Below are 19843 nucleotides of genomic sequence, written 5' to 3' on the forward strand. Positions count from 1 at the left end.
AGTAGTTGGCTTTTGTGCAGCGATTGGCTTACGCTTCTAATGCAACGATTACTGCTTTAGAGGAGAATCGATGGAAACCAGTCGTTCACCGCGTGGCACGCTCCCGTTCTGGTGCGTCTCGGCGGTCACTGCCCTCGTGCTCTTCGCGTCGGCGGCACCGTCCCCCATTTACCCTCTCTACCAACAACTTTGGGGATTCTCGTCCTTCACGCTGACGATCGTCTTCGCGGTCTACGTGATCGCCCTGTTGGCCATGTTGCTGACGGTGGGATCGATCTCCGACCACATCGGTCGCCGCCCCGTCCTCCTCTCCGGCATCGCGATGCTGATCGTCGCCATGGTTGCGTTTGCGCTCGCCGACGGTGTCGGCACGCTGATGGCTGCCCGAGTGCTGCAGGGCATCGCGACCGGTGCGATCCTCGGCGCGTTGAGCGCCACCATGCTCGACCTGCAGCCCGACGAACAGACCGGCGCGATGGCCAACGGCGCGGCACCCGGCGTCGGACTCGCACTCGGGGTCATCGTGTCCGGCGTGTTCGTCGAATACGTCCCCGACCCGCGCGTCGCCGTGTACGCCCTCACCGGAGTCGGGCTGCTCGGTGCACTCGCCGTGGTGTTCTGGCTGCCCGAGACGTCACCCCGCGTCGGTTTCGACGATCGTCGCCACCTCCTCGCGACCATCGCGCCGAGGGCGTCGGTGCCCTCGGCGGTCACCCCGGTGTTCGTCGCCGGCGTCCCGGTGATGCTCGCGACGTGGTCGCTCGGCGGTCTGCAACTGTCGCTGGGGTCCTCGGTGGTGGCGCGCATTCTGGGCATCACCAACCACGCGGCCGCGGGGGCCGCGCTGGCGGTCTTCTTCGTCGTCGCGGCCATCGCCGCGGTGGTCTTCACCTCGATCGACCCCGAATCGAAGCGCGCCATCGGCCTGGGCGCCCTGTTCGTCGGCGTGCTGGTGACCTTGGCCGGCGCACTGACGGCGTCGACGCCGGTCTACCTCATCGGATCGGGAATCGCCGGAATCGGCTTCGGCACAGCGTTCGTCGCGGTCGTCGCGCTGCTCGGTGCGGTCACTCCGCCGGCCGAACGCGGGCGGGTGTTCGCGGCGGTGTTCGTCGGCAGCTACCTGGGATTCTCGGTCCCGGCGGTGATCGCTGGAGCCGCGGCCGGCCACTTCGGTTTGCGCACGACCTATATCGGCTACTCGGTGTACGTCATCGTGCTGGTGGCTCTCGCCGGCGTCATCGCCCTGGTCGTCGCGCTCCGGCAGCGTCGGGCGGTGGCGACACCGCCGCGGATGTGCCCGCTACCCGACGAAGCCGCGGTCTAGTCCGGATTCCACTGCGCCACAACGCGAAACCCGCCGTCGTGCGGCCCGGCGTCGAGCGTTCCCCCGGTCGCGCTCACTCGCTCACGCATCCCGATCAGCCCCAGCCCGGTGCCGAGAGCGGCGGGCCGGGGTGACCGGCCACCGTCGTCGACGACGCTGACGGTCACCGTTCGCGGCCCCGCGACGACGATCCGCACACTAACCCGTACGCGCTCGCCGCCATGGCGCACGACGTTGCTCAGCCCTTCCTGGACAACGCGATACGACGCCGAGCTGATCGCGGGCAACGCTGCCGGCGGATCACCGTCGATGCGCACCGCGACGTCGAGGCCGTCCGCACGAAATCGGTCGATGAGCGAGTCGACGTCGGAAAGTCGTTGTGCCGGACTGAGATTCACACCCTCGCCGGGTTCCCGAAGAGCGGCCAGAATCGCCGACATCTCGTCGAGAACCTCGGCGCTGGCCTGCCGGATCGCATCGAGGGCCACGGCCGCTTGCGCGGGCTTGCGGTCGACGAGGGCTGCCGCGACGCCGGATTGCACGTTGATGGTGACCAGCGCGTGCGCGACGGAGTCGTGCAGATCGCGGGCGATGGCCAGTCGTTGCTCGGTCACCCGTTGCCGTTCGAGCATCGTGGTCCGCTCGTGCGCGGCGGCGCGGCGCTCATTGCGTTGTGCCAGCAGGTTCCCGCCGAGGGTGAACGCGAAAGCCCAAGCGGGACCGGCTATCGCGATGGTGCCCGGCAGTCCCGAACCGATCCATTGCCCCGCGACCACGGCGACCGACAACGCAACCGCCCCGCACAGCGCTACGGTGCGCGGGGCGAGCAGCCCGAGTGCGACAGCGGCGATCGGACCCGGCAGCAACGCCGGGCCGCCGGGAAATCCCGCGGCCAGATAGGCGAACAGCGTTGCCGCGACGACGACCACCGTCACCCACGGGCGGCGTCGGACGCAGAGCAGGGCCGCCGCCCCGACGACGCCGAGAATCGTTGCGGCCCAGGCTCGTCCGGCGTCGTCGAACATGACCGGCGTACGGATCGCGATGGGCGCGATGATCAGCGCGACCACCGCGAAGTCGTACCAACGTGCGACGGGCGCGGTAGTCGAGGGGGTGGACATACCCGTCGACACTAGGCCGCGGCGTACTCACCGCGCGTCATACCGATGTTGAGAAGTCAGTCGAACGTCAGCACCACTTTGCCGGTCGCCGATCGGCCTTCCAGAGACTGCAGCGCCTCGGTGGCCTTCTCCAACGGGAACGTCGGGCCGACGATCGGCTTGAGCGCGCCGCTGCTCAGGTGCTCCTCCATCGCCGCCCACTCCTTCGCGATGTGCCCCGGCCGCGACAGCGCATAGGCACCCCAGCCGACGCCGGTGACCGAGACGTTGTTCAGCAGAAGGCGGTTCACCTTGACGGTGGGAATGTCGCCCGCGGTGAACCCGATGACCAGCAGCCGGCCGTGTTCACGCAGGGTGCGCAGCGAATCGGTGAACCGGTCGCCGCCCACCGGGTCGACGACGATGTCTACCGAAGCATTGCCCACGGCCTCGCGGAACCCGTCGGCCAGCACGAACTCGTCGGCCCCGGCGGCCAGTGCGATCGCCCCCTTCTCGTCGGTGGACACCACCGCGATCACGCGGCCGGCGCCGAACGCTTTGGCTACCTGGGTGGCGCTGGTGCCGATGCCGCCCGCGGCACCGTGAATCAGGACGGTCTCGCCCGGCGCCAGGTGACCGCGTTCGATCAGCGCGAAATACGAAGTGCCGTAATTGAAGATATACGACGTCCCCTCTTCGAAGGAGACATTGTCGGGGAGTTTGAAGGTGAGGTCGGGGGCGGCGACGACGGTCTCAGCGAATCCGCCCTGCAGGGGCAGCGCCGCGACGCGATCACCGACGGCGACAGCCGCACCGTCGGGCGCGTAGGTCACGACACCGGAGACCTCGGAACCCGGAATGAACGGGAGTTCGGGCTTGATCTGGTAGAGCCCGCGCGTCTGCAGCAGCTCGGGAAACGACACCCCGGCCGCCTTGACGTCGATGGTGACGAGATCGGGATTCGACGGTGCGGGGACGTCGACGAGTTCGATTGCCGTCGGGCCGTCGAGGCTGCTGATGTGGATGGCGCGCATGGGTACTCCGTTTCGGGCGTCGGGGATCATCCTGAGCCTAGCTGAACTTGAATCCGGATTCGAGAGTTGGGCAGATCCCGACGGCAGTGGCCGATGGCCGAACACTGTGCGAAAGTCGAACCCGATGATCACCGTAGCCCTCGCCGACGACCAGCCGCTGGTGCGCTCGGGTTTCCGGGCGCTGCTCGACGCCGAGGACGACATCGAGGTGGTCGGCGAGGCCGGTCGCGGTGATGACGCGGTGAGTCTGGTGACTCGGACGGTCCCCGACGTCGTGGTGATGGACATCCGCATGCCGGGCCTCGACGGTCTCGAGGCGACGCGCCGGATCACCGCCGACCCGGCGCTGTCGTCGGTGCGGGTACTCATCCTCACCACCTTCGAACTCGACGAATACGTGTTCGACGCACTCGCGGCGGGTGCCAGTGGATTCGTCGTGAAGCACACCGAACCCGCCGAGCTGCTCCGTGCCGTGCGGGTGATCGCGGCCGGTGAGGCGCTGCTGTCACCCGGCGTGACCCGACGTCTGATCAGCCGGTTCACCCGGCGCAACCAGCCGGCGACCGCGCTCGACGTCCCGGTCGGCGCCGTCGACTTTCTGACCGAACGCGAGACCGACGTCGTGCGCCTGGTGGCGGTCGGGCTGTCCAATGAGGAGATCGCGCAGCGCTGGGTGGTCAGCAACGCGACGGTACGCACCCATGTGAGCCGGGCCATGTCCAAACTCGCGGCACGTGATCGCGCTCAGTTGGTGGTCCTCGCCTATCAAGTGGGGCTGGCGTCTCCACCGGTCTGAGGCCTCAACATCTGACGTATGCCGATCTCCACATCCGTCCGACGCCGAGCGCTGCGGAGAACGAGACCCTCAACGGCATGGACAACACATTCCTGCAACGACGCAAACGGCTGCGCAACGGCGTGCTGGTGGTACACGTCGTCGCGTCGGTGGCCTGGATCGGCGTCGACCTCGCACTGCTCGCACTGCTCTCGATGACGATCACCACGTCCGACGGCGCAGTCGCCGCGGCGGGTGTCCGAGCAGTGGCGGTGGTGATTCCCGCGACCGTTCCCGCACTGGCGCTGATGATGGTGACCAGCGGTGTGCTGCTCGGTCTGGGCACCAAATGGGGCCTGCTGAAGTACACCTGGGTCGCCTGGAAACTGTTCATCGGCGTCGTGCTCACCGTACTGGTCGGTGTCCTGCTGTTGCCGACCGCGCTGACCCTCGACGTCCCCGACGCCGCGCGGTCGGCGGATCAGGTACGTGCCGGGGTGACATTGCCGGATCTGCTCGCGCCGCCCATCGTGTCGGGGATCGCCCTGATCACCGCGGTGGTGCTGTCGGTGTACAAGCCGGGCGGGCGGGTGAGGCTACGTACCGCGCAGTCGGCTACGGCGCGACGCCGGGACCCGCGGCGACCGCGGGCTGACCGGCCGAGCGATGCTTCACGCCCCGATAGAACACACACATCACCGCCCCGCCCACCGCGTAGAGCGCCGCTCCCGAGATGATCAACCACGACGATCGGCCGTCGGCGGGGATGGTGAACGCGGCGATCGAGATCGCGAGGACGTAGGCGATGTTGAAGACCGCGTCTTGGACGGAGAACACCTGTCCGCGCACGGTGTCGGTGATGTCGAGCTGCATCGCGACGTCGCCGCACAGTTTGACGGTCTGGCCGACCAGGCCCAACACGGTCGCGGCGACGGCGACCGCGACGGGCTGCAGTCCGAGGAGCGCGAGCTGCGCGACCAAGCCCACCACCATCGCCGCCAGAATCGTGTTGCGCCTGCCGATGTTCGCTACCGACAGCGGTGTCGTCACGGCGGCGATGAACGCACCGATCGCCGTGCAGGTGGCGATCATGGCGATGTCGCCGAAGCCCCCACCGAGCTCGCGGTGCTTGATCAGCACCAACAGCATCAGCGTGTTCATGCCGAACACCAGCCGGTGCGCGCCGATCGCCGACAGCGCGGCGGCCACCGACCGACTCGCCGCGACGGCCCGCACGCCGTGCAGCAGACCGACCGACACCGCGTGGGTCGCCGAGTGCCCGGCGTCGTCGGGGATGTCGGGGCCGAGGGCCTTTCGCGGGAATCGATGCGCCAGCCACGCGGCGATCAACGCGAAGACGACTCCGGCCAGCGTCGTCTCGGCGCTACCCGAGTTGTTGTCTCCGAACAGCGCGCGCAACCCGACGGCGATGCCGGCTCCGACTGCCAGCATGCCTGCGCCGAGTGTCGTGAACAGCGAGTTCATCGCCACCAAGACGTCTTTGGTGACCACATGCGGAAGGCTGGCCGACAAGCCGGAATTCACGAACCGACTCGCACCCGTGACCACCAGGGCGCCGACGAGCACAGCGGTCTGCGGTGCACCCGACGCCACCGTCACCGCGACGACGCCGATCAGCACCGCCCGAATGATGTTCGCGTACACCAGAACCGATCGTCGGTCCCAGTGGTCGAGGAGCGCTCCGGCGAACGGCCCCAGGATCGAGTACGGCAGCAGCAACACCGCGAAGCCGCCCGCGACGGCGAGCGGATCGGCATGTCGTTCGGGGTTGAACAGGATCGCGGTGAACAGCGCGGCCTGAAACACGCCGTCGGTGATCTGACTCGTCAGACGCACCGCGAGCAACCGGCCCAGCCCGGGCGAGTGAGTCAATTGCGATAGAAAGATCCCCGTCGTCGACTGCTGCTTCGGGGATCGAGATGACACTGTTCAAGACTACCGACCTCGATGCCGTGCGCGTGCCATGATTGACCCGTGAACGGCGGTGATGAATTCGTGGCATCGCAACCTCGAGTGCGAGCAGGGACATTGCTGATCGCGTCGACGACGCTGACCGAGTCCATCTTTACGCGCTCGGTGATTTACATGATCGAGCACAACGAGGACGGCAGCCTCGGCGTGATCCTCAACCAGATGAGCCAGACCGCGGTGCACAATCTGCTGCCGCGATGGACCGATCTCGCGGCCAGCCCGCGCGCCCTGTTCATCGGCGGGCCGGTCAAACAGGACTCCGCGCTGTGCCTCGGCGTGCTCAAGCCCGGCGTCGATCCCGCGCCGATCGAAGGTATCCGACACGTGGACGGGCGCGTGGTACTCGTCGACCTCGACGCCGATCCCGAGCAGCTCGTCGAAGCGATCGAGGCGGTCCGGCTGTTCGCCGGATACGCGGGCTGGAGTAGCGGTCAGCTCGACGGCGAGCTCGGTCAAGACAGTTGGCTGCTGGCCTCCGGGCTGCCCCGCGACATCACCGCACCGGCGACCGTCGATGTGTGGTCGTCGGTCCTGCGCCGACAGCCGTGGCCGCTGCCGCTGCTGTCGACGTTCCCGCAAGACGTGATGCAGAACTGATCCGACCCGCCGGTAACATCCGCTCCCGCCCAGGGTTAGGCTGTTGCGCAGCTCACAACTCTCAGCTCGCGCTCAGGCTGCACTCAGCTCGCGAGCTCGGTGGAACGGGGATGGAATGCGGATTCCGAGGTTGTTGTCGAAGGCCGGGTCGACGGCGGGCGTCGTCGCGACGTCGGCGTTGCTGCTCGTAGCGCCCGGGACCGCGGGCGCGGCCACCGCGGTGGGTCCGAGCGGCGGCGCGGCGGGTGCGGCCTGGACGCGCAACCACGACGGCCCGCACACCTACGCGGGCGTGCACACCGACTGGGACGTGCCGATCCGGATGAGTGACGGAACCATCCTCAAGGCCAACGTCTATCGCCCGGCCGACGCCGCGCAACGCCCGGCGTCGACCAAGACCCCGGTCATCGTCAACATGACGCCGTACACCAAGCTGGTGAGCGCGGTGACCGCGGCGGCACTGCAGAATCCGGTGCTCGAACCGTTCGTCATGCAGATCGCGTCGATGATCAATCTCAGCGGCACCCCGATCGACGGCGTCACCGAACTCGCCAAAGCCGCGAAGGGCGGTGGCATCCGGTCGTTCTCGGTCGATTTCGACTTGGTCCGCAGCGGCTACACGCAGGTCGTCGTCGACGTGCGCGGTACCGGCTTCTCGCAGGGCGTGTGGAATGTCTTTCAGCAGCGCGAGCAGCAGGACACCGTCGAGGTGATCGATTGGGCGTCGCGGCAGCGGTGGTCGGACGGCAAGGTCGGGATGAGCGGGGTCTCATACTCGGCGATCAATCAGATCCAGGCCGCGAACAAGAATCCGGCTGCGCTCAAGGCGATCATGCCGGTGGAGCCGGGCGGCGACCTCATCCGCGACATCGTCGCGCCCGGCGGCGCGCTCGGCTTCGGCTTCCTGCCGAACTGGCTGCTGGCGGTCAACGGGTTGAAGATGGTGCCCGACGTGAAGTCGATGTTCAACGGCACCTTCGACTGGAAGTGGTTGGCCAGCCGGATCTCCGACCCGCTGGTGTTCTTCCCGCAACTGTTCCAGGCCCTGTTCGCACCGGATATCCGGTCGATCCCGCCGGAGCTCAAGCGGCTGCTGGTGAACAATTCGCAGGAGCGTCGCAGCTGGCAGGATCACGCCGAACGCATCACGACGCCGACGATGATCTACGGCGGCTGGTTCGACCTGTTCACCAATTCCGAAGTGCGGATGTACAACAAGATCCCGCTGCCACCCGGACGCAAGCAGCTCATCATGGGCGAGACCTACCACATGACACCGGGCATGGACTTCGGGGAAAACGGCAACCCACCGCGGCTCGACGTCCTCGCCAAGGCCTGGTATGACAAGTGGCTCAAGGGAATCGACAACGGCATCGACACCTACGGTCCGGCCACGCTCTATCAGATGGGTAACCGCTGGATCACCGCGAAGCAGTTCCCGCGGGCGGGCATGACCCGTCAGCGGCTGTATCTGTCCGACCGACCGTCGGGGACCGCGCCCTATGCGGTACGGGACGGAAGTCTGACCGTCGGCGCGCCGAATACCCATGGGCGACTGACCATTTCGCCCGGAGTGCTGACGGTGTGCTCGCGTGACTCGGCCCAGCAGACGGCGGGCATCATGGCGGTGTTCTCGTTCTGCGGCAAGGACAATCGGCTGGCCGAACACAATGCGCTGACCTTCACGACGCAGCCGGTCGGTAAGACGCGCACGCTGTCGGGATATGTGAACCTGCATCTGAACGCGGTGATGGACGCCACCGACGGATACTGGACGGCGATGCTCACCGACGTCGCGCCGGACGGATCGTCGAGGCCCATCAGTTCCGGTCAGGTGATGGCGTCGCTTCGCGCAATCGACAAGGCGCAGAGCACTTTTGCCGGCAACGGTGACGTCATCGATCCGTTCTACAAGCTGACGTTGGCGTCGCGGCAGCCAGTCACGCCCGGGCACGCGGTGTCGCTCGACATCGGCCTACTGCCCACCGAGGCGATGCTGAAGGTCGGGCACCGGCTGCGCATCGACGTCTACGCGATGAACTTCCCCCGCGGACTTCCGTTGCGTCCCCTGCTGAATGAGACCGGCCTCAAGCCGGAGCACATTCAGCTCGATCCGAATCGGCCGAGTTTCGTGAACATCCCGGTGTCGGAGGCGCTGCGGTAGCTGGGTTACTCGCCCGCGGTCAGCGCGTCGGCTTCCCGACCGTACCGCGCGGCGAGCCACGCGCAGATGATCAGCTGAATCTGGTGGAAGATCATCAGCGGCAACACGATCAGGCCGACGGTCGAGCCGGCGAACAGCACCGTCGCCATCGGCAGGCCCGTCGCCAGTGACTTCTTGGTGCCGCAGAACTGGATGGCGATCACGTCGCCGCGGTCGAAGCCCAACCGCTGCGGCACCCAGCGGGTCACGCCGAGCATCACGACGACCAACACCAGCGCCAGCACGATCATCGCGATGACCTGCCAGGCGTCGACCTTGGACCAGATGCCGTTGACGACGCCCTCACTGAACGCCGCGTAGACCACCAGGACGATCGAGCTGCGATCGACCAGTTTGGTCGGTTCGGCATGCCGCTTGAGCCAGTCGCCGATGAACGGCCGCGCCAACTGGCCGACGATGAAGGGAACCAGGATCTCGGCGACGATCTTCGCGATCGACGACGCATCGATCTGCAGCCCCGACGTCGACGGGCTCATCAGCCACACGACCAGGAGCGGAGTCAGCACGACGCCGAGCAGATTCGACGCCGATGCGCTCACGATCGCGCCCGCGACGTTGCCTTTCGCGATCGACGTGAACGCGATGGACGACTGGACCGTCGACGGAACCAGACAGAGGAACAGCACGCCCGAGTAGAGATCGGCGCCGATGACCGGGGTCAACACCGGTTTCAGCGCCAGCCCGATCAGCGGAAACGCGACGAAGGTGAACGCGAGGATCGTCACGTGCAGCCGCCAGTGCGTCAGGCCGGCGAGTGCCTCACGCGGATGCAGCCGCGCACCGTAGAGGAAGAACAGCAGCGCGATCGCCGCGATCACGACCCAGTTCAGAATGTCGGCGTAGACACCGCGCGCCGGGATCGCCGCGGCCACGAGCACCGCGGTGAAGATCGACAGCACAAAGCCGTCGATCGGCGAACGTTTGAGGAGTCCGGCGCCGGGAAGCCGCAGAGGCATCCCCTACGCCTGAGCTGTTTCGTTCGTGCACATCCCCGACAGCGCGCAGGAGCCGCACGACGACTGGCCGCAGTCCGACGCCGGGTCGTCGGCCTGCGCGGCGTGGTCGTCAGCGCACGACGACGCCTCATCCCCGCCCGAGCAGCATCCCACGCCGCAGCCGGTGTCGTCGTCCTCGGGCGGAACGACCGCTGCCGCACGGATCCCGATCCCACTGACGATGCCGATGACCAGCATCGATACGACGATCGCCGCCACTACGAAGATGGTGCCCCAGAGCCCGCCGATCGCGAGGCCCAGCCCGGCGCCGACCGCGGTCATCACCGCGGCGGCCACCATTCCGGGACCGGCGGCCCTGTTCGCCACGGTGAACGCCTTCGCCGAGCGCATGGTGTCGTCGTTGCGCACACCGAGCCACTTGTTGCGCTGCAGCCGCCCGGCCAGGCCGGCTATGCCGACGCCGCCCCACACCGTCGCGAGAGCGAAACCGATGATGGCGACCACAACAGACACAACACTCACCCGACCACCATACTTCGTCAGACTGCGCACGATTTACGCTGGTGGGGTGACTGGATCGAATCCCGCCGACGCCGCGCCGAGCGCGCCCCACCGCTACACCGCCGAACTGGCCGGTGCGCTTGAGCAGCGATGGCAGCAGAACTGGACCGATCGTAAGGCGTTCGAAGCACCCAATCCGGTCGGCCCGTTGGCAGGCGATCTCGAAGCGTTCGGCGGCGAGGCCGCCTCGGGCGAGCGCAAGCTCTTCGTCCAGGACATGTTCCCGTATCCGTCGGGCGCCGGCCTGCACGTGGGGCACCCGTTGGGCTTCATCGCCAGTGACGTCTTCGCGCGGTTCGCCCGAATGGACGGACGTAATGTTCTGCACACCATGGGCTTCGATTCGTTCGGCCTGCCCGCGGAGCAGTACGCCGTGCAGACCGGCACGCATCCGCGCACCACGACCGAGGCGAACATCGAGCGCTATCTCGCCCAGATCCGCCGGCTGGGCCTGGGCCACGATGAACGACGCCGCGTCGCGACCACCGACGTCGACTTCTACCGCTGGACCCAGTGGATCTTCCTGCAGATCTACAACGCCTGGTACGACGAGTCCGCCGGCCGCGCGCGTCGCATCGATGAGCTGATCGCCGAATTGGATTCCGGCGCGCGCACGCTCGACGACGGCCGGGTCTGGGCTGATCTGGACGCCGCCGCGCGGGCCGCAGTTGTCGACTCGTATCGCCTTGTTTACGAAAGTGATTCGCTGGTCAACTGGTGCCCCGGTCTGGGTACCGTCCTGGCCAACGAAGAGGTCACCGCCGACGGACGCAGCGAGCGCGGCAACTTCCCGGTCTTCCGCAAGCGCCTGCGCCAGTGGATGATGCGGATCACCGCCTACTCCGATCGCCTGCTCGACGACCTGGATCGGCTGGACTGGCCGGAGAAGGTCAAGACCATGCAGCGCAACTGGATTGGGCGCTCGCGTGGTGCACGGGTGCATTTCCCGGTGCCCGGGACCGAGTCGTCGATCGAGGTGTTCACGACGCGTCCCGACACGCTGTTCGGCGCCACCTACATGGTGCTGGCGCCGGAGCATCCGCTGGTCGACGAGTTGGTCGCGGCCGACTACCCGGCCGATGTTAACCCCAAATGGACTGGCGGACAAGCAGATCCGGCATCCGCGGTGGCGGCGTACCGGGCCGCCATCGCAGCGAAGTCCGACCTGGAGCGGCAGGAGAACAAAGAGAAGACCGGCGTCTTCACCGGTGGCTATGCGACGAATCCCGTTAACGGGCAACAGGTTCCGGTCTTCATCGCCGACTACGTACTGATCGGCTACGGCACCGGCGCCATCATGGCGGTGCCCGCCCACGACGGCCGCGACCATGAGTTCGCGTCCGAGTTCGGGCTGCCGATCGTCGAGGTGATCGGCTCCGACGTCGACGTGCAGACCGAGGCCTTCGTCGGCGACGGCCCGCTGGTGAACTCCGACTTCTTGACCGGACTCGACGTCGAGGCGGCCAAGTCGGCGATGATCGATCGCCTGGAATCGGATGGAAGCGGTTCGGGCACAGTCGCTTTCAAGCTGCGCGACTGGCTGTTCGCCCGTCAGCGGTATTGGGGCGAGCCGTTCCCCATCGTCTACGACGCCGATGGTCGCGCGCATGCGCTGCCGGAGTCGATGCTGCCGATCGAGCTGCCCGAGGTCGAGGACTACGCACCGGTCGCCTTCGATCCCGACGACGCCGACAGCGAACCTTCTCCCCCGCTGGCCAAGGCCACCGAGTGGATGACCGTCGAACTGGATCTGGGCGACGGGCGCAAGACGTACACCCGGGACGCCAATGTGATGCCGCAATGGGCCGGAAGTTCGTGGTACCAGCTGCGCTACATCGATCCCACCAACGAGACCGAGTTCTGCGCCAAGGAGAACGAGGCCTATTGGATGGGACCGCGGCCGGGCGAACACGGTGAGAACGACCCCGGCGGGCTGGACCTGTACATCGGCGGCGTCGAGCATGCGGTGCTGCACCTGCTGTATTCGCGGTTCTGGCACAAGGTGCTGTTCGATCTCGGCTACGTGACAAGCGCCGAACCGTACCGAAAGCTGTTCAACCAGGGCATGATTCAGGCCTTCGCGTACACCGATGAGCGCGGCGTGTACGTGCCCGCCGAAGACGTCGTCGTCGAGGGCGGCAAGTACTTCTACGATGGCAAGCCGGTCACGCAGGAGTACGGCAAGATGGGTAAGTCCCTGAAGAACTCGGTGGCGCCCGACGACATCGCGCGGGACTACGGCGCCGACACGCTGCGCGTCTACGAGATGTTCATGGGACCGTTGGACCAGTCGCGCCCGTGGGCGACGAAGGATGTCGTCGGCGCACAACGATTCCTGCAACGCGTGTGGCGACTCGTCGTCGACGAGGAGTCCGGGGCGACGGTCGTCGTCGACGCCGAATTGTCGCAGGACACCGACAAGCTGCTGCACAAGACGATCGCCGGTGTGCGCGAAGACTATGCGGCACTGCGCAATAACACCGCGGTGGCGAAGCTGATCGAGTTCACCAACCACCTGACCAAGCAGTACCCGGGTGGCGCGCCCCGCGCGGCGGTGGAGCCGCTGGTGACGATGCTCGCACCGCTGGCGCCGCACATCGCCGAAGAACTGTGGCTGCGGTTGGGCCACGACGGCATGTTGGTGCGTGGTCCGTTCCCCGTCGCCGACGAGTCACTGCTGGTGGAGGCCACCATCGAGATCCCCATCCAAGTGAAAGGCAAAGTGCGCAGCCGGATCACGGTGGCGGCCGACGCCGACGAGACGACGGTCCGCGCCGCGGCCCTGGCGGACGAGAAGATCGCCCCGCTGCTCGACGGCGAGCCCCGCAAGGTGATCTACGTACCAGGCCGAATGGTGAACGTGGTCCCGTAGTCGGGAGCCGCCGCTGCCCCCAGTGCCGAAGCGAGGAACGGGATTTCGGGCCGCGACCCCCTCGCTCCCCGAGTGCCGAAGCGAGGAACGAGCTTCGGTGTAACGAGGGGTTGGTGAGCCGAAAGACCAACTGGGGAAAGGGATTTCGGTCCGCGACCCCCTCGCTCCCCGAGTGCCGAAGCGAGGAACGAGCTTCGGTGTAGCCGCCGTGCTGAGTGACCGCGAGGAACGAGCGGTTGTATCGAAGTAGAGGGGTTGGCGAGCCGAAAGATCAACTGGGGAACGGGATTTCGGGCCGCAACCCTACCCTCCTCGAGCCTGGTTTCACCGGTCCGGGCACTGCATCTGCTGGTTGAGCCGTGAGGAGCGTTGGCGACGAGCGTGTCGAAACCCCTGTACCACAATGCATTTGATGGTAGCGCACGTGTCGAACTGTGACGGAATCGAACATCGAGGCGCGTGCATCCGAAGGGTGCACACGCGATACTTGCCGGGTGAGAGTCGCCGATATTGGCGCGGACCGTCGAAAGTCGTTGTGTCACCGTGGTTTCGACACGGACTCGGCTAGCGCTACTTCGACTCGGCTAGCGCCTCGCTCAGCACGGCGCTCGGACCGGCTCAACCAGCGGAGAGAGCCACCATCGGTGGATCCGGGCCCGAGTGCCGAAGCGTGGAACGAGCGGTTGCGCGCCGGCCCACGACCTCCATGGTGGCACCCCCGGTTGTTCGATGACAGCATTCGACCACACGCCACCGACAAACTCGCTACTTCGGATCCAGCCCACTCGTGTACGACGTGCACCGCTGCATCCACGTCCGCAGCTGACGCTTCGTAGCGAGACCCTCGGCGTCGACGCGGAACCAGCCACGCATCTCCTTGCCGCGCATGACCATCGGCCCAGTGTGTGCCTTCTTGAGGATCGCCTCGGTGTCGTCGACGGCGCACCGCCCGAGGATCCCGCCCTCCCGGCTGACCGCCACCGTCATGTGCCCGTTGACCATGAAGCCGAGTCCGCCGAACATGGCCTTCTCGGTGATCGACGACCCCGTGACGGCGACGTCGTCGCGGGCGCAGAATTCGGCGAACAACTCACGGACGCGGTTGGCCAGATCGGCGTCGTATGCCATGGCCACGAGCCTACTCAGCGGTGGCGCAGCTCACTGGCCTTTTATCTTACCGCGGAGTAAGGTAGCGCCCATGGCAATCAACCTTGAGCTGCCGGAGAAGCTGAATTCGACGGTCGAGCGCACGCACCTCGCAGCCGAACACATCTTCCGGCCCATCTCCCGCAAGTACGACAAGGCCGAGCACGAATATCCCAAAGAGCTCGACGACCTGGCGAAACTCGCCAAGCAGGCGGCGTCGGCCGAGAAGAAGTCCGACGGCGACGCCACCGGACCCAAACCGGACACGGTCAACGGCGCCAACATGCGCGCGGTGCTCTCGGCCCGCGAGATGAGCTGGGGCGACGTCGGCCTGATGCTGTCCATTCCGGGCCGCGGACTCGGCAACGCCGCCATCGCGGCGGTCGCCAACGAAGAGCAGCTCGAGCGCTTCGGCGACGTATGGGCCGCGATGGCGATCACCGAACCCAGCTTCGGCTCGGACTCCGCCGCCGTCTCGACGACGGCCACCCGCGACCGGGGTGAGCGCAGCGACGGGGAAAGTTACGACGACTACCTGATCAACGGCGAGAAGATCTTCGTCACCGCCGGCTCACGCGCCGACCACGTCGTCGTCTGGGCGACGATCGACAAGACCGCCGGCCGCGCCGCGATCAAGAGCTTCGTCGTACCGATGAGCACCGACGGTGTGACGGTCGCCCGCCTCGAACACAAACTCGGCATCAAATCCTCCGATACCGCCGTCGTCCGTTTCGAGAATGCCCGCGTACCCGCCGAGAACCTGCTCGGTTCGCCGGAGATCGACACCAAGAAGGCCTTCGGCGGGGTCATGCAGACCTTCGACAACACCCGGCCCGTCGTCGCCGCGATGGCCGTCGGTCTGGCCCAGGCGGCGTTGGAGTCCTACGCGAAGATCCTCGAAGACGCCGGCCACGACATCGACTACGACCGTCCCGCCGCTGCGCAGCACGCGGCCGTCGCCGAGTACATCCGCCTGGAATCCGACCTCGAAGCAGCCTGGCTGCTGACTCTGCGCGCCGCGTGGATGAGCGACAACAAGGATGCGAACTCGGTCGAGGCATCGATGTCGAAGGCCAAAGCCGGCCGGATGGTCAACGACCTCACCAACAAAGTCGTTGAAATCGCTGCTACCGCAGGCTATTCCGAGCGCGACCTGGTCGAGAAGTGGGCTCGCGACGCGAAGATCCTCGATATCTTCGAAGGCACCCAGCAGATTCAGCAGCTGGTCATCGCGCGCCGCATCCTCGGACTGAGCTCGGGTCAGCTGAAGTAGGAGTCCTGACGCCGCGCTATCCCGCGACGCGCTCGCGCAGCCGCTGATCACGCGCGATGCGAGCGGCATCGCGGGTCCGTCGCTCGGCGAGTATCGCGGCGATGACCATTTCCGGTGGCGCCGCGGCCGGTGGCGGCGGTGCGACGAAGCGAGCCATCTGACCCGCCAGTTGACCGCCGAGTTGTGCGCGCGCAGGAGGAGTCATGGTGTCGGCGCGAGCGAAGAATGAGCGCGCGGCGATCGTGAGGGGCACTGGCAGGGGTGCCAGATCGGCGGTCGACGCCCACCCGGCCAACTCCGGCGGCATAGGCGCCGGCTGCGGAAGGTTCAGCGAAAAGCGGTCGCGCACAACATAAGTGCCGGCCAGCAAGTCGCCGAAGCGCTTGCCTTTGCGGCTGACCGCCGAGCACAACAGCGCGGGAAGTCCACCGCAACTGTAGATTTCGACGAAGCCGAGCATGGCGCGGGTCAACGCCTGCCGGAAAGTGATCGGCCCGGCGTCGTCGCGCACGGTGCGCAAGCCGACCACCAGATGCCCCAGAGTCTTTCCGCGCGTGAGGGTTTCGCAGACGGTCGGGATGCCCACCAGGGATGCGATGATCACGCAGGTGTGCAGCGACAGCAGCATGGCGACGCTGGTGTTGTCGAAGAAATGGTTGCTGATGAAGACCTGCAACAGCAGAAACACCAGGCCGATGTACACCGCGACGTCGACCACCACGTCGATCAGCCCGGACAGAATCCGCAATCCGACGCCGGCCGGCGGCAGGTCGAGGGCGACGGCTTCACCGGAGACGAAATCGTCGCGCCCGACGCCGGTGGTGGCGCTCGTCGACACCGACACCGGTGGCGGCAGCGGGCGAAACGTCATGGCTGCCACAATACTGGCCGGTCGACCCGGCGTCGGCCGTCTGACCGAGGGCGCAACCCGCACCGATGCGGCTAGGCTCAATGCCGGGTAGTTAAGGGTGTGGCTGGTGTGTCAAGTATGACGCGCGGGGTTTGTGGTGTGTCGTGTGGCGTGGGCATCGGAACTCGCGGTATCGATGGATAGTCGACCAAAACCGTCCACGATCGCGGGAGTTCCGATGCCTTCACAGTGTGCCACGACTGTCCTGCCCGACGACGATGATGGTGGCCCGTTCACCGCTGCTCACCTGGGGGATCTGACGAGTGTGATCCCGCCGGACATGGTTGATCAGGTGTTGCGCGACACCCACCGCACCCAGCGTCGGATCCGCGCGTTGCCCGCCCGCGCGGTGGTCTACCTGTTGCTGGCCGCGGCACTGTTCGCCGATATGGGCTATGAACAGGTGTGGGAACGCCTGACCGCGGGCACTCGCGCGCACCGCGTGCCGAGCAGTTCAGCGTTGACCCAGGCGCGGCGGCGAGTCGGGGTGGCACCATTGCGGGCGCTATTCGGGTTGCTGGCCGGCGCCGGCGCCGGCGCACCGGTGGCACGGGTTGGTCGTCTGCGCGATAGACGGCACGTTCCTGTCGGTGCCCGACACGCCCGCCAACCGCACCTGCTACCGGCATGTCAAAGGCACCCACGGTGGTGCCAGCTATCCGATCATGCGGGTGGTCGCGTTGGTGGCCTGCTCGACCCGCACCCTGCTCGACATCGCATTCGGACCCGACAGTGACGGCGAAATCCGGTATGCGACACAACTTTTCCGGTCCCTGCGGTCGGGAATGCTCGTGTTGGGTGACCGTGCCTACGACTCGCAGGAGGTGTACCAGGCGATCATCCTCGGCAGCCACGCCGATCTGCTGATCCGCGCCAGCAGCACCCGCAAACCCGTCCTGATCGAACGGTGCGCCGACGGGACCTGGCTCACCCGCATCGGCGCGGTCACCCTACGCGTCATCGACGCCACCATCGACGTCTACGACGCGCAGGACCACACTCTGGTCAAGACCGGCCACTACCGGCTGCTGACCTCCCTGCTCGACCCGGACCGGTACCCGGCGGCCGACCTCGTCGAGCTCTACCACCAGCGCTGGGAAATTGAGACGACCTACCTGGAACTGAAATCGACGCTCCTGCACGGTCGGGTGCTGCGCGCCCGCACCCCCGACGGGATCGAACAGGAACTCTACGCCCTGCTGAGCACCTACCAGGCGCTGCGACTGGCCATCGCCGACGCCGCCATCCCCGCGGCCGTCGCCCCGGACCGCGCCAGCTTCAGCATCGCCGTACACGCCGCCGCAGATCGAATCATCCAATGCCGCAACGCAAACGAAGCCATCTCCGCCACCATCAGACACATCGCAGAAGCGATCCTGGCCCGACTCCTACCCCAACGACGATCCCGATCCTGCCCCCGCGTGGTCAAACGCGCCATCTCCAAACACCGCGCCAAAGGCCCCATCGACCGCACCAACCACCGCACAACCATCACCGTCAACACACCAACAACACCCACACCCTTGACAACCACCCACGGACCTTAACTACCCGGCATTGCGGCTAGGCTTGGACGTCGTGGACCTCGACGCATACGTTGCTGCACATCAAGGCAGCTGGCAGCGGCTCGATGAGCTGTCCCGACGACGCTCCCTCAGCGGGGCCGAAGCCGACGAGATCCTCGACCTCTACCAGCGCGTCGCGACTCACCTGTCGGTCATTCGCTCGACGGCCCCCGACGCAGGCGTCATCGGATACCTGTCGGCGCTGCTGGCCCGCGCCCGCGCCAAGGCGAGCGGAACCCGGGCGATGTCATTGCGCGACATCGCAACCTATTTCACCCGAACACTGCCGGCCGGCCTCTACCGGCTGCGCTGGTGGTGGATCATCACCATGCTCTCGTCGTTCGCGGCGATCGGTGTGGTCATGTGGTGGATGGTGTCGCATCCGCGGATCGAGTCCTCGCTCGCCTCGCCCAGCGAAATCGACCAGCTCGTCAACAACGACTTCGAGAGCTACTACTCCGAAAGTGCCGCGGGCGCTTTCGCTTTCCATGTATGGACCAACAACTTCTGGCTGGCTGCCGTCTGCATCGCATTCGGCGTGTTCTGTATCCCGGTCGTCTACATCCTCATCGACAATGTCATCAACGTCGGCGTCGTCGGGTCGATGATGATCAGCCACGACCGCGGCTCGTTGTTCTTCGGCCTGATCCTCCCGCACGGCCTGCTGGAGATGACGTGCCTGTTCGTGTCGGCGGCGGTCGGGCTGAAACTCTTCTGGACGTGGGTCTCACCCGGCGCCCGAACCCGGGTGCAGGCACTGGCCGAGGAGGGTCGCACGGCGTTGGCCATCGCACTCGGACTGGTGGTGCTGTTGCTCATCACCGGTGTCATCGAGGCGTTCGTGACGCCGTCGGCCCTGCCCACCTGGGCACGCATCGGGGTGGGCGTAGCCGCCGAGATCGGCTTCCTCGCCTACGTTTTCACGTTGGGGCGCAACGCCTATCTCGACGGCGCGACCGGCGATCTGGAGTCGGAGAGCGACCGCGGATACATCGCGCCGGTAGCGGCCTAGTGGGTTGTCGCGCCTAATGGTATTGATATCTTGCGCGCCCCATGCTTCGCCGCATCCTGGTGGTTGAGCGAGGCGAAGCCGAGTCGAAGCCACGGTGACGCTGCGGGTTTCGTCACTGTCCGCCGGCGGGCTTTCGACTCGCTTCGGCCCGGCTCAACTCATCTCGCTGGTTGAGCCGGACGAGCGCCGTGCTGAGCGAGGCGCTAGCCGAGTCGAAGTAGCGCTAGCCGAGTCCGTGTCGAAACCTCTCAACCACAACGACTTTCGACGGTCCGCGCCAATATCGCGATGTCACCCGGCAAGTGAGGCGTGTGCACCCTTTGGGTGCAGACGCCTCGATGTTCGATTCCATCACAGTTCGACACGTGCGCTACCATCAAATGCATTGTTGTACAGGGGTTTCGACACACTCGTCGCTAGCGCTCCTCGCGGCTCAACCAGCGGGCCCGGCTCAACCAGCGGGCGGAGCGGCGGGCCCGGCTCAACCAGCGGGCGGAGC

General features: G+C 66.5%; 14 protein-coding genes and 2 pseudogenes. 9 read left to right on the plus strand and 7 right to left on the minus strand.

All coding sequences use genetic code 11. The features are described from left to right. Window positions 1–70 precede the first annotated feature (70 nt). A complete protein-coding gene (locus HH308_RS19605; protein ID WP_170195934.1) occupies window positions 71–1327 on the plus strand; it encodes an MFS transporter in 1257 nt (418 codons plus the stop codon). On the opposite strand, the gene HH308_RS19610 is transcribed toward HH308_RS19605, so the two are convergent. Then, a complete protein-coding gene (locus tag HH308_RS19610) occupies window positions 1324–2448 on the minus strand; it encodes a sensor histidine kinase (RefSeq protein ID WP_170195935.1) in 1125 nt (374 codons plus the stop codon). The genes HH308_RS19605 and HH308_RS19610 overlap by 4 nt on opposite strands. A gap of 56 nt (window positions 2449–2504) precedes the next feature. Beyond that, window positions 2505–3461, minus strand: a complete 957-nt coding sequence (locus HH308_RS19615) for an NADPH:quinone oxidoreductase family protein (protein WP_170195936.1) — start codon at window positions 3459–3461, stop codon at window positions 2505–2507. 124 nt (window positions 3462–3585) lie between these two features. Here HH308_RS19615 and HH308_RS19620 point away from each other — a divergent pair, with 124 nt between their 5' ends. Further along, window positions 3586–4257, plus strand: coding sequence for a response regulator transcription factor (locus tag HH308_RS19620; protein WP_170195937.1), 672 nt, complete (start codon window positions 3586–3588; stop codon window positions 4255–4257). 594 nt (window positions 4258–4851) lie between these two features. On the opposite strand, the gene HH308_RS19630 is transcribed toward HH308_RS19620, so the two are convergent. Then, window positions 4852–6183: an MFS transporter gene (locus HH308_RS19630; RefSeq protein WP_170195938.1), complete on the minus strand. Its 1332-nt coding sequence runs from the start codon at window positions 6181–6183 to the stop codon at window positions 4852–4854. Window positions 6184–6252: 69 nt separating this feature from the next. Here HH308_RS19630 and HH308_RS19635 point away from each other — a divergent pair, with 69 nt between their 5' ends. Together HH308_RS19635 and HH308_RS19640 are read left to right on the plus strand one after the other, a co-directional pair. Beyond that, the gene (locus HH308_RS19635; RefSeq protein ID WP_312870730.1) at window positions 6253–6825 is read left to right on the plus strand and encodes a YqgE/AlgH family protein; all 573 of its coding nucleotides are present in this window, start codon (window positions 6253–6255) and stop codon (window positions 6823–6825) included. A gap of 115 nt (window positions 6826–6940) precedes the next feature. Further along, window positions 6941–8989, plus strand: a complete 2049-nt coding sequence (locus HH308_RS19640; protein ID WP_170195940.1) for a CocE/NonD family hydrolase — start codon at window positions 6941–6943, stop codon at window positions 8987–8989. A gap of 5 nt (window positions 8990–8994) precedes the next feature. On the opposite strand, the gene HH308_RS19645 is transcribed toward HH308_RS19640, so the two are convergent. Then, entirely contained in the window at window positions 8995–10005 is a 1011-nt protein-coding gene (locus HH308_RS19645) for a bile acid:sodium symporter family protein (protein WP_170195941.1), read from the minus strand. Window positions 10006–10008: 3 nt separating this feature from the next. Further along, on the minus strand, window positions 10009–10527 hold the full coding sequence (locus HH308_RS19650; RefSeq protein WP_170195942.1) for an SdpI family protein: 519 nt from the start codon (window positions 10525–10527) through the stop codon (window positions 10009–10011). A 46-nt stretch (window positions 10528–10573) separates the two neighbouring features. Here HH308_RS19650 and leuS point away from each other — a divergent pair, with 46 nt between their 5' ends. Further along, a complete protein-coding gene (gene leuS, locus HH308_RS19655) occupies window positions 10574–13438 on the plus strand; it encodes a leucine--tRNA ligase (protein ID WP_170195943.1) in 2865 nt (954 codons plus the stop codon). 765 nt (window positions 13439–14203) lie between these two features. Here the strand turns inward: leuS and HH308_RS19660 are convergent. Further along, window positions 14204–14566 (minus strand): TfoX/Sxy family protein, encoded by a 363-nt coding sequence (locus tag HH308_RS19660; protein ID WP_170195944.1) that lies wholly within the window; start codon window positions 14564–14566, stop codon window positions 14204–14206. Between the two features lie 70 nt (window positions 14567–14636). Between HH308_RS19660 and HH308_RS19665 the strand changes: the two genes are divergently transcribed. Next, entirely contained in the window at window positions 14637–15857 is a 1221-nt protein-coding gene (locus HH308_RS19665; RefSeq protein ID WP_170195945.1) for an acyl-CoA dehydrogenase family protein, read from the plus strand. A gap of 16 nt (window positions 15858–15873) precedes the next feature. On the opposite strand, the gene HH308_RS19670 is transcribed toward HH308_RS19665, so the two are convergent. Further along, the gene (locus HH308_RS19670) at window positions 15874–16728 is read right to left on the minus strand and encodes an RDD family protein (RefSeq protein ID WP_170195946.1); all 855 of its coding nucleotides are present in this window, start codon (window positions 16726–16728) and stop codon (window positions 15874–15876) included. 319 nt (window positions 16729–17047) lie between these two features. Here HH308_RS19670 and HH308_RS30735 point away from each other — a divergent pair. The 3 genes and pseudogenes from HH308_RS30735 to HH308_RS19680 form a co-directional block, all read left to right on the plus strand. Further along, a pseudogene (locus HH308_RS30735) lies at window positions 17048–17218 on the plus strand (transposase domain-containing protein); the annotation flags it as partial. A gap of 85 nt (window positions 17219–17303) precedes the next feature. Next, a pseudogene (locus HH308_RS19675) lies at window positions 17304–18314 on the plus strand (IS4 family transposase); the annotation flags it as partial. A 31-nt stretch (window positions 18315–18345) separates the two neighbouring features. Then, window positions 18346–19344, plus strand: coding sequence for a stage II sporulation protein M (locus tag HH308_RS19680; RefSeq protein WP_170195947.1), 999 nt, complete (start codon window positions 18346–18348; stop codon window positions 19342–19344). The last annotated feature ends 499 nt before the right edge of the window (window positions 19345–19843 follow it).

The sequence above is a fragment of the Gordonia asplenii genome (assembly GCF_012933505.1).
Classification (GTDB): domain Bacteria; phylum Actinomycetota; class Actinomycetes; order Mycobacteriales; family Mycobacteriaceae; genus Gordonia; species Gordonia asplenii.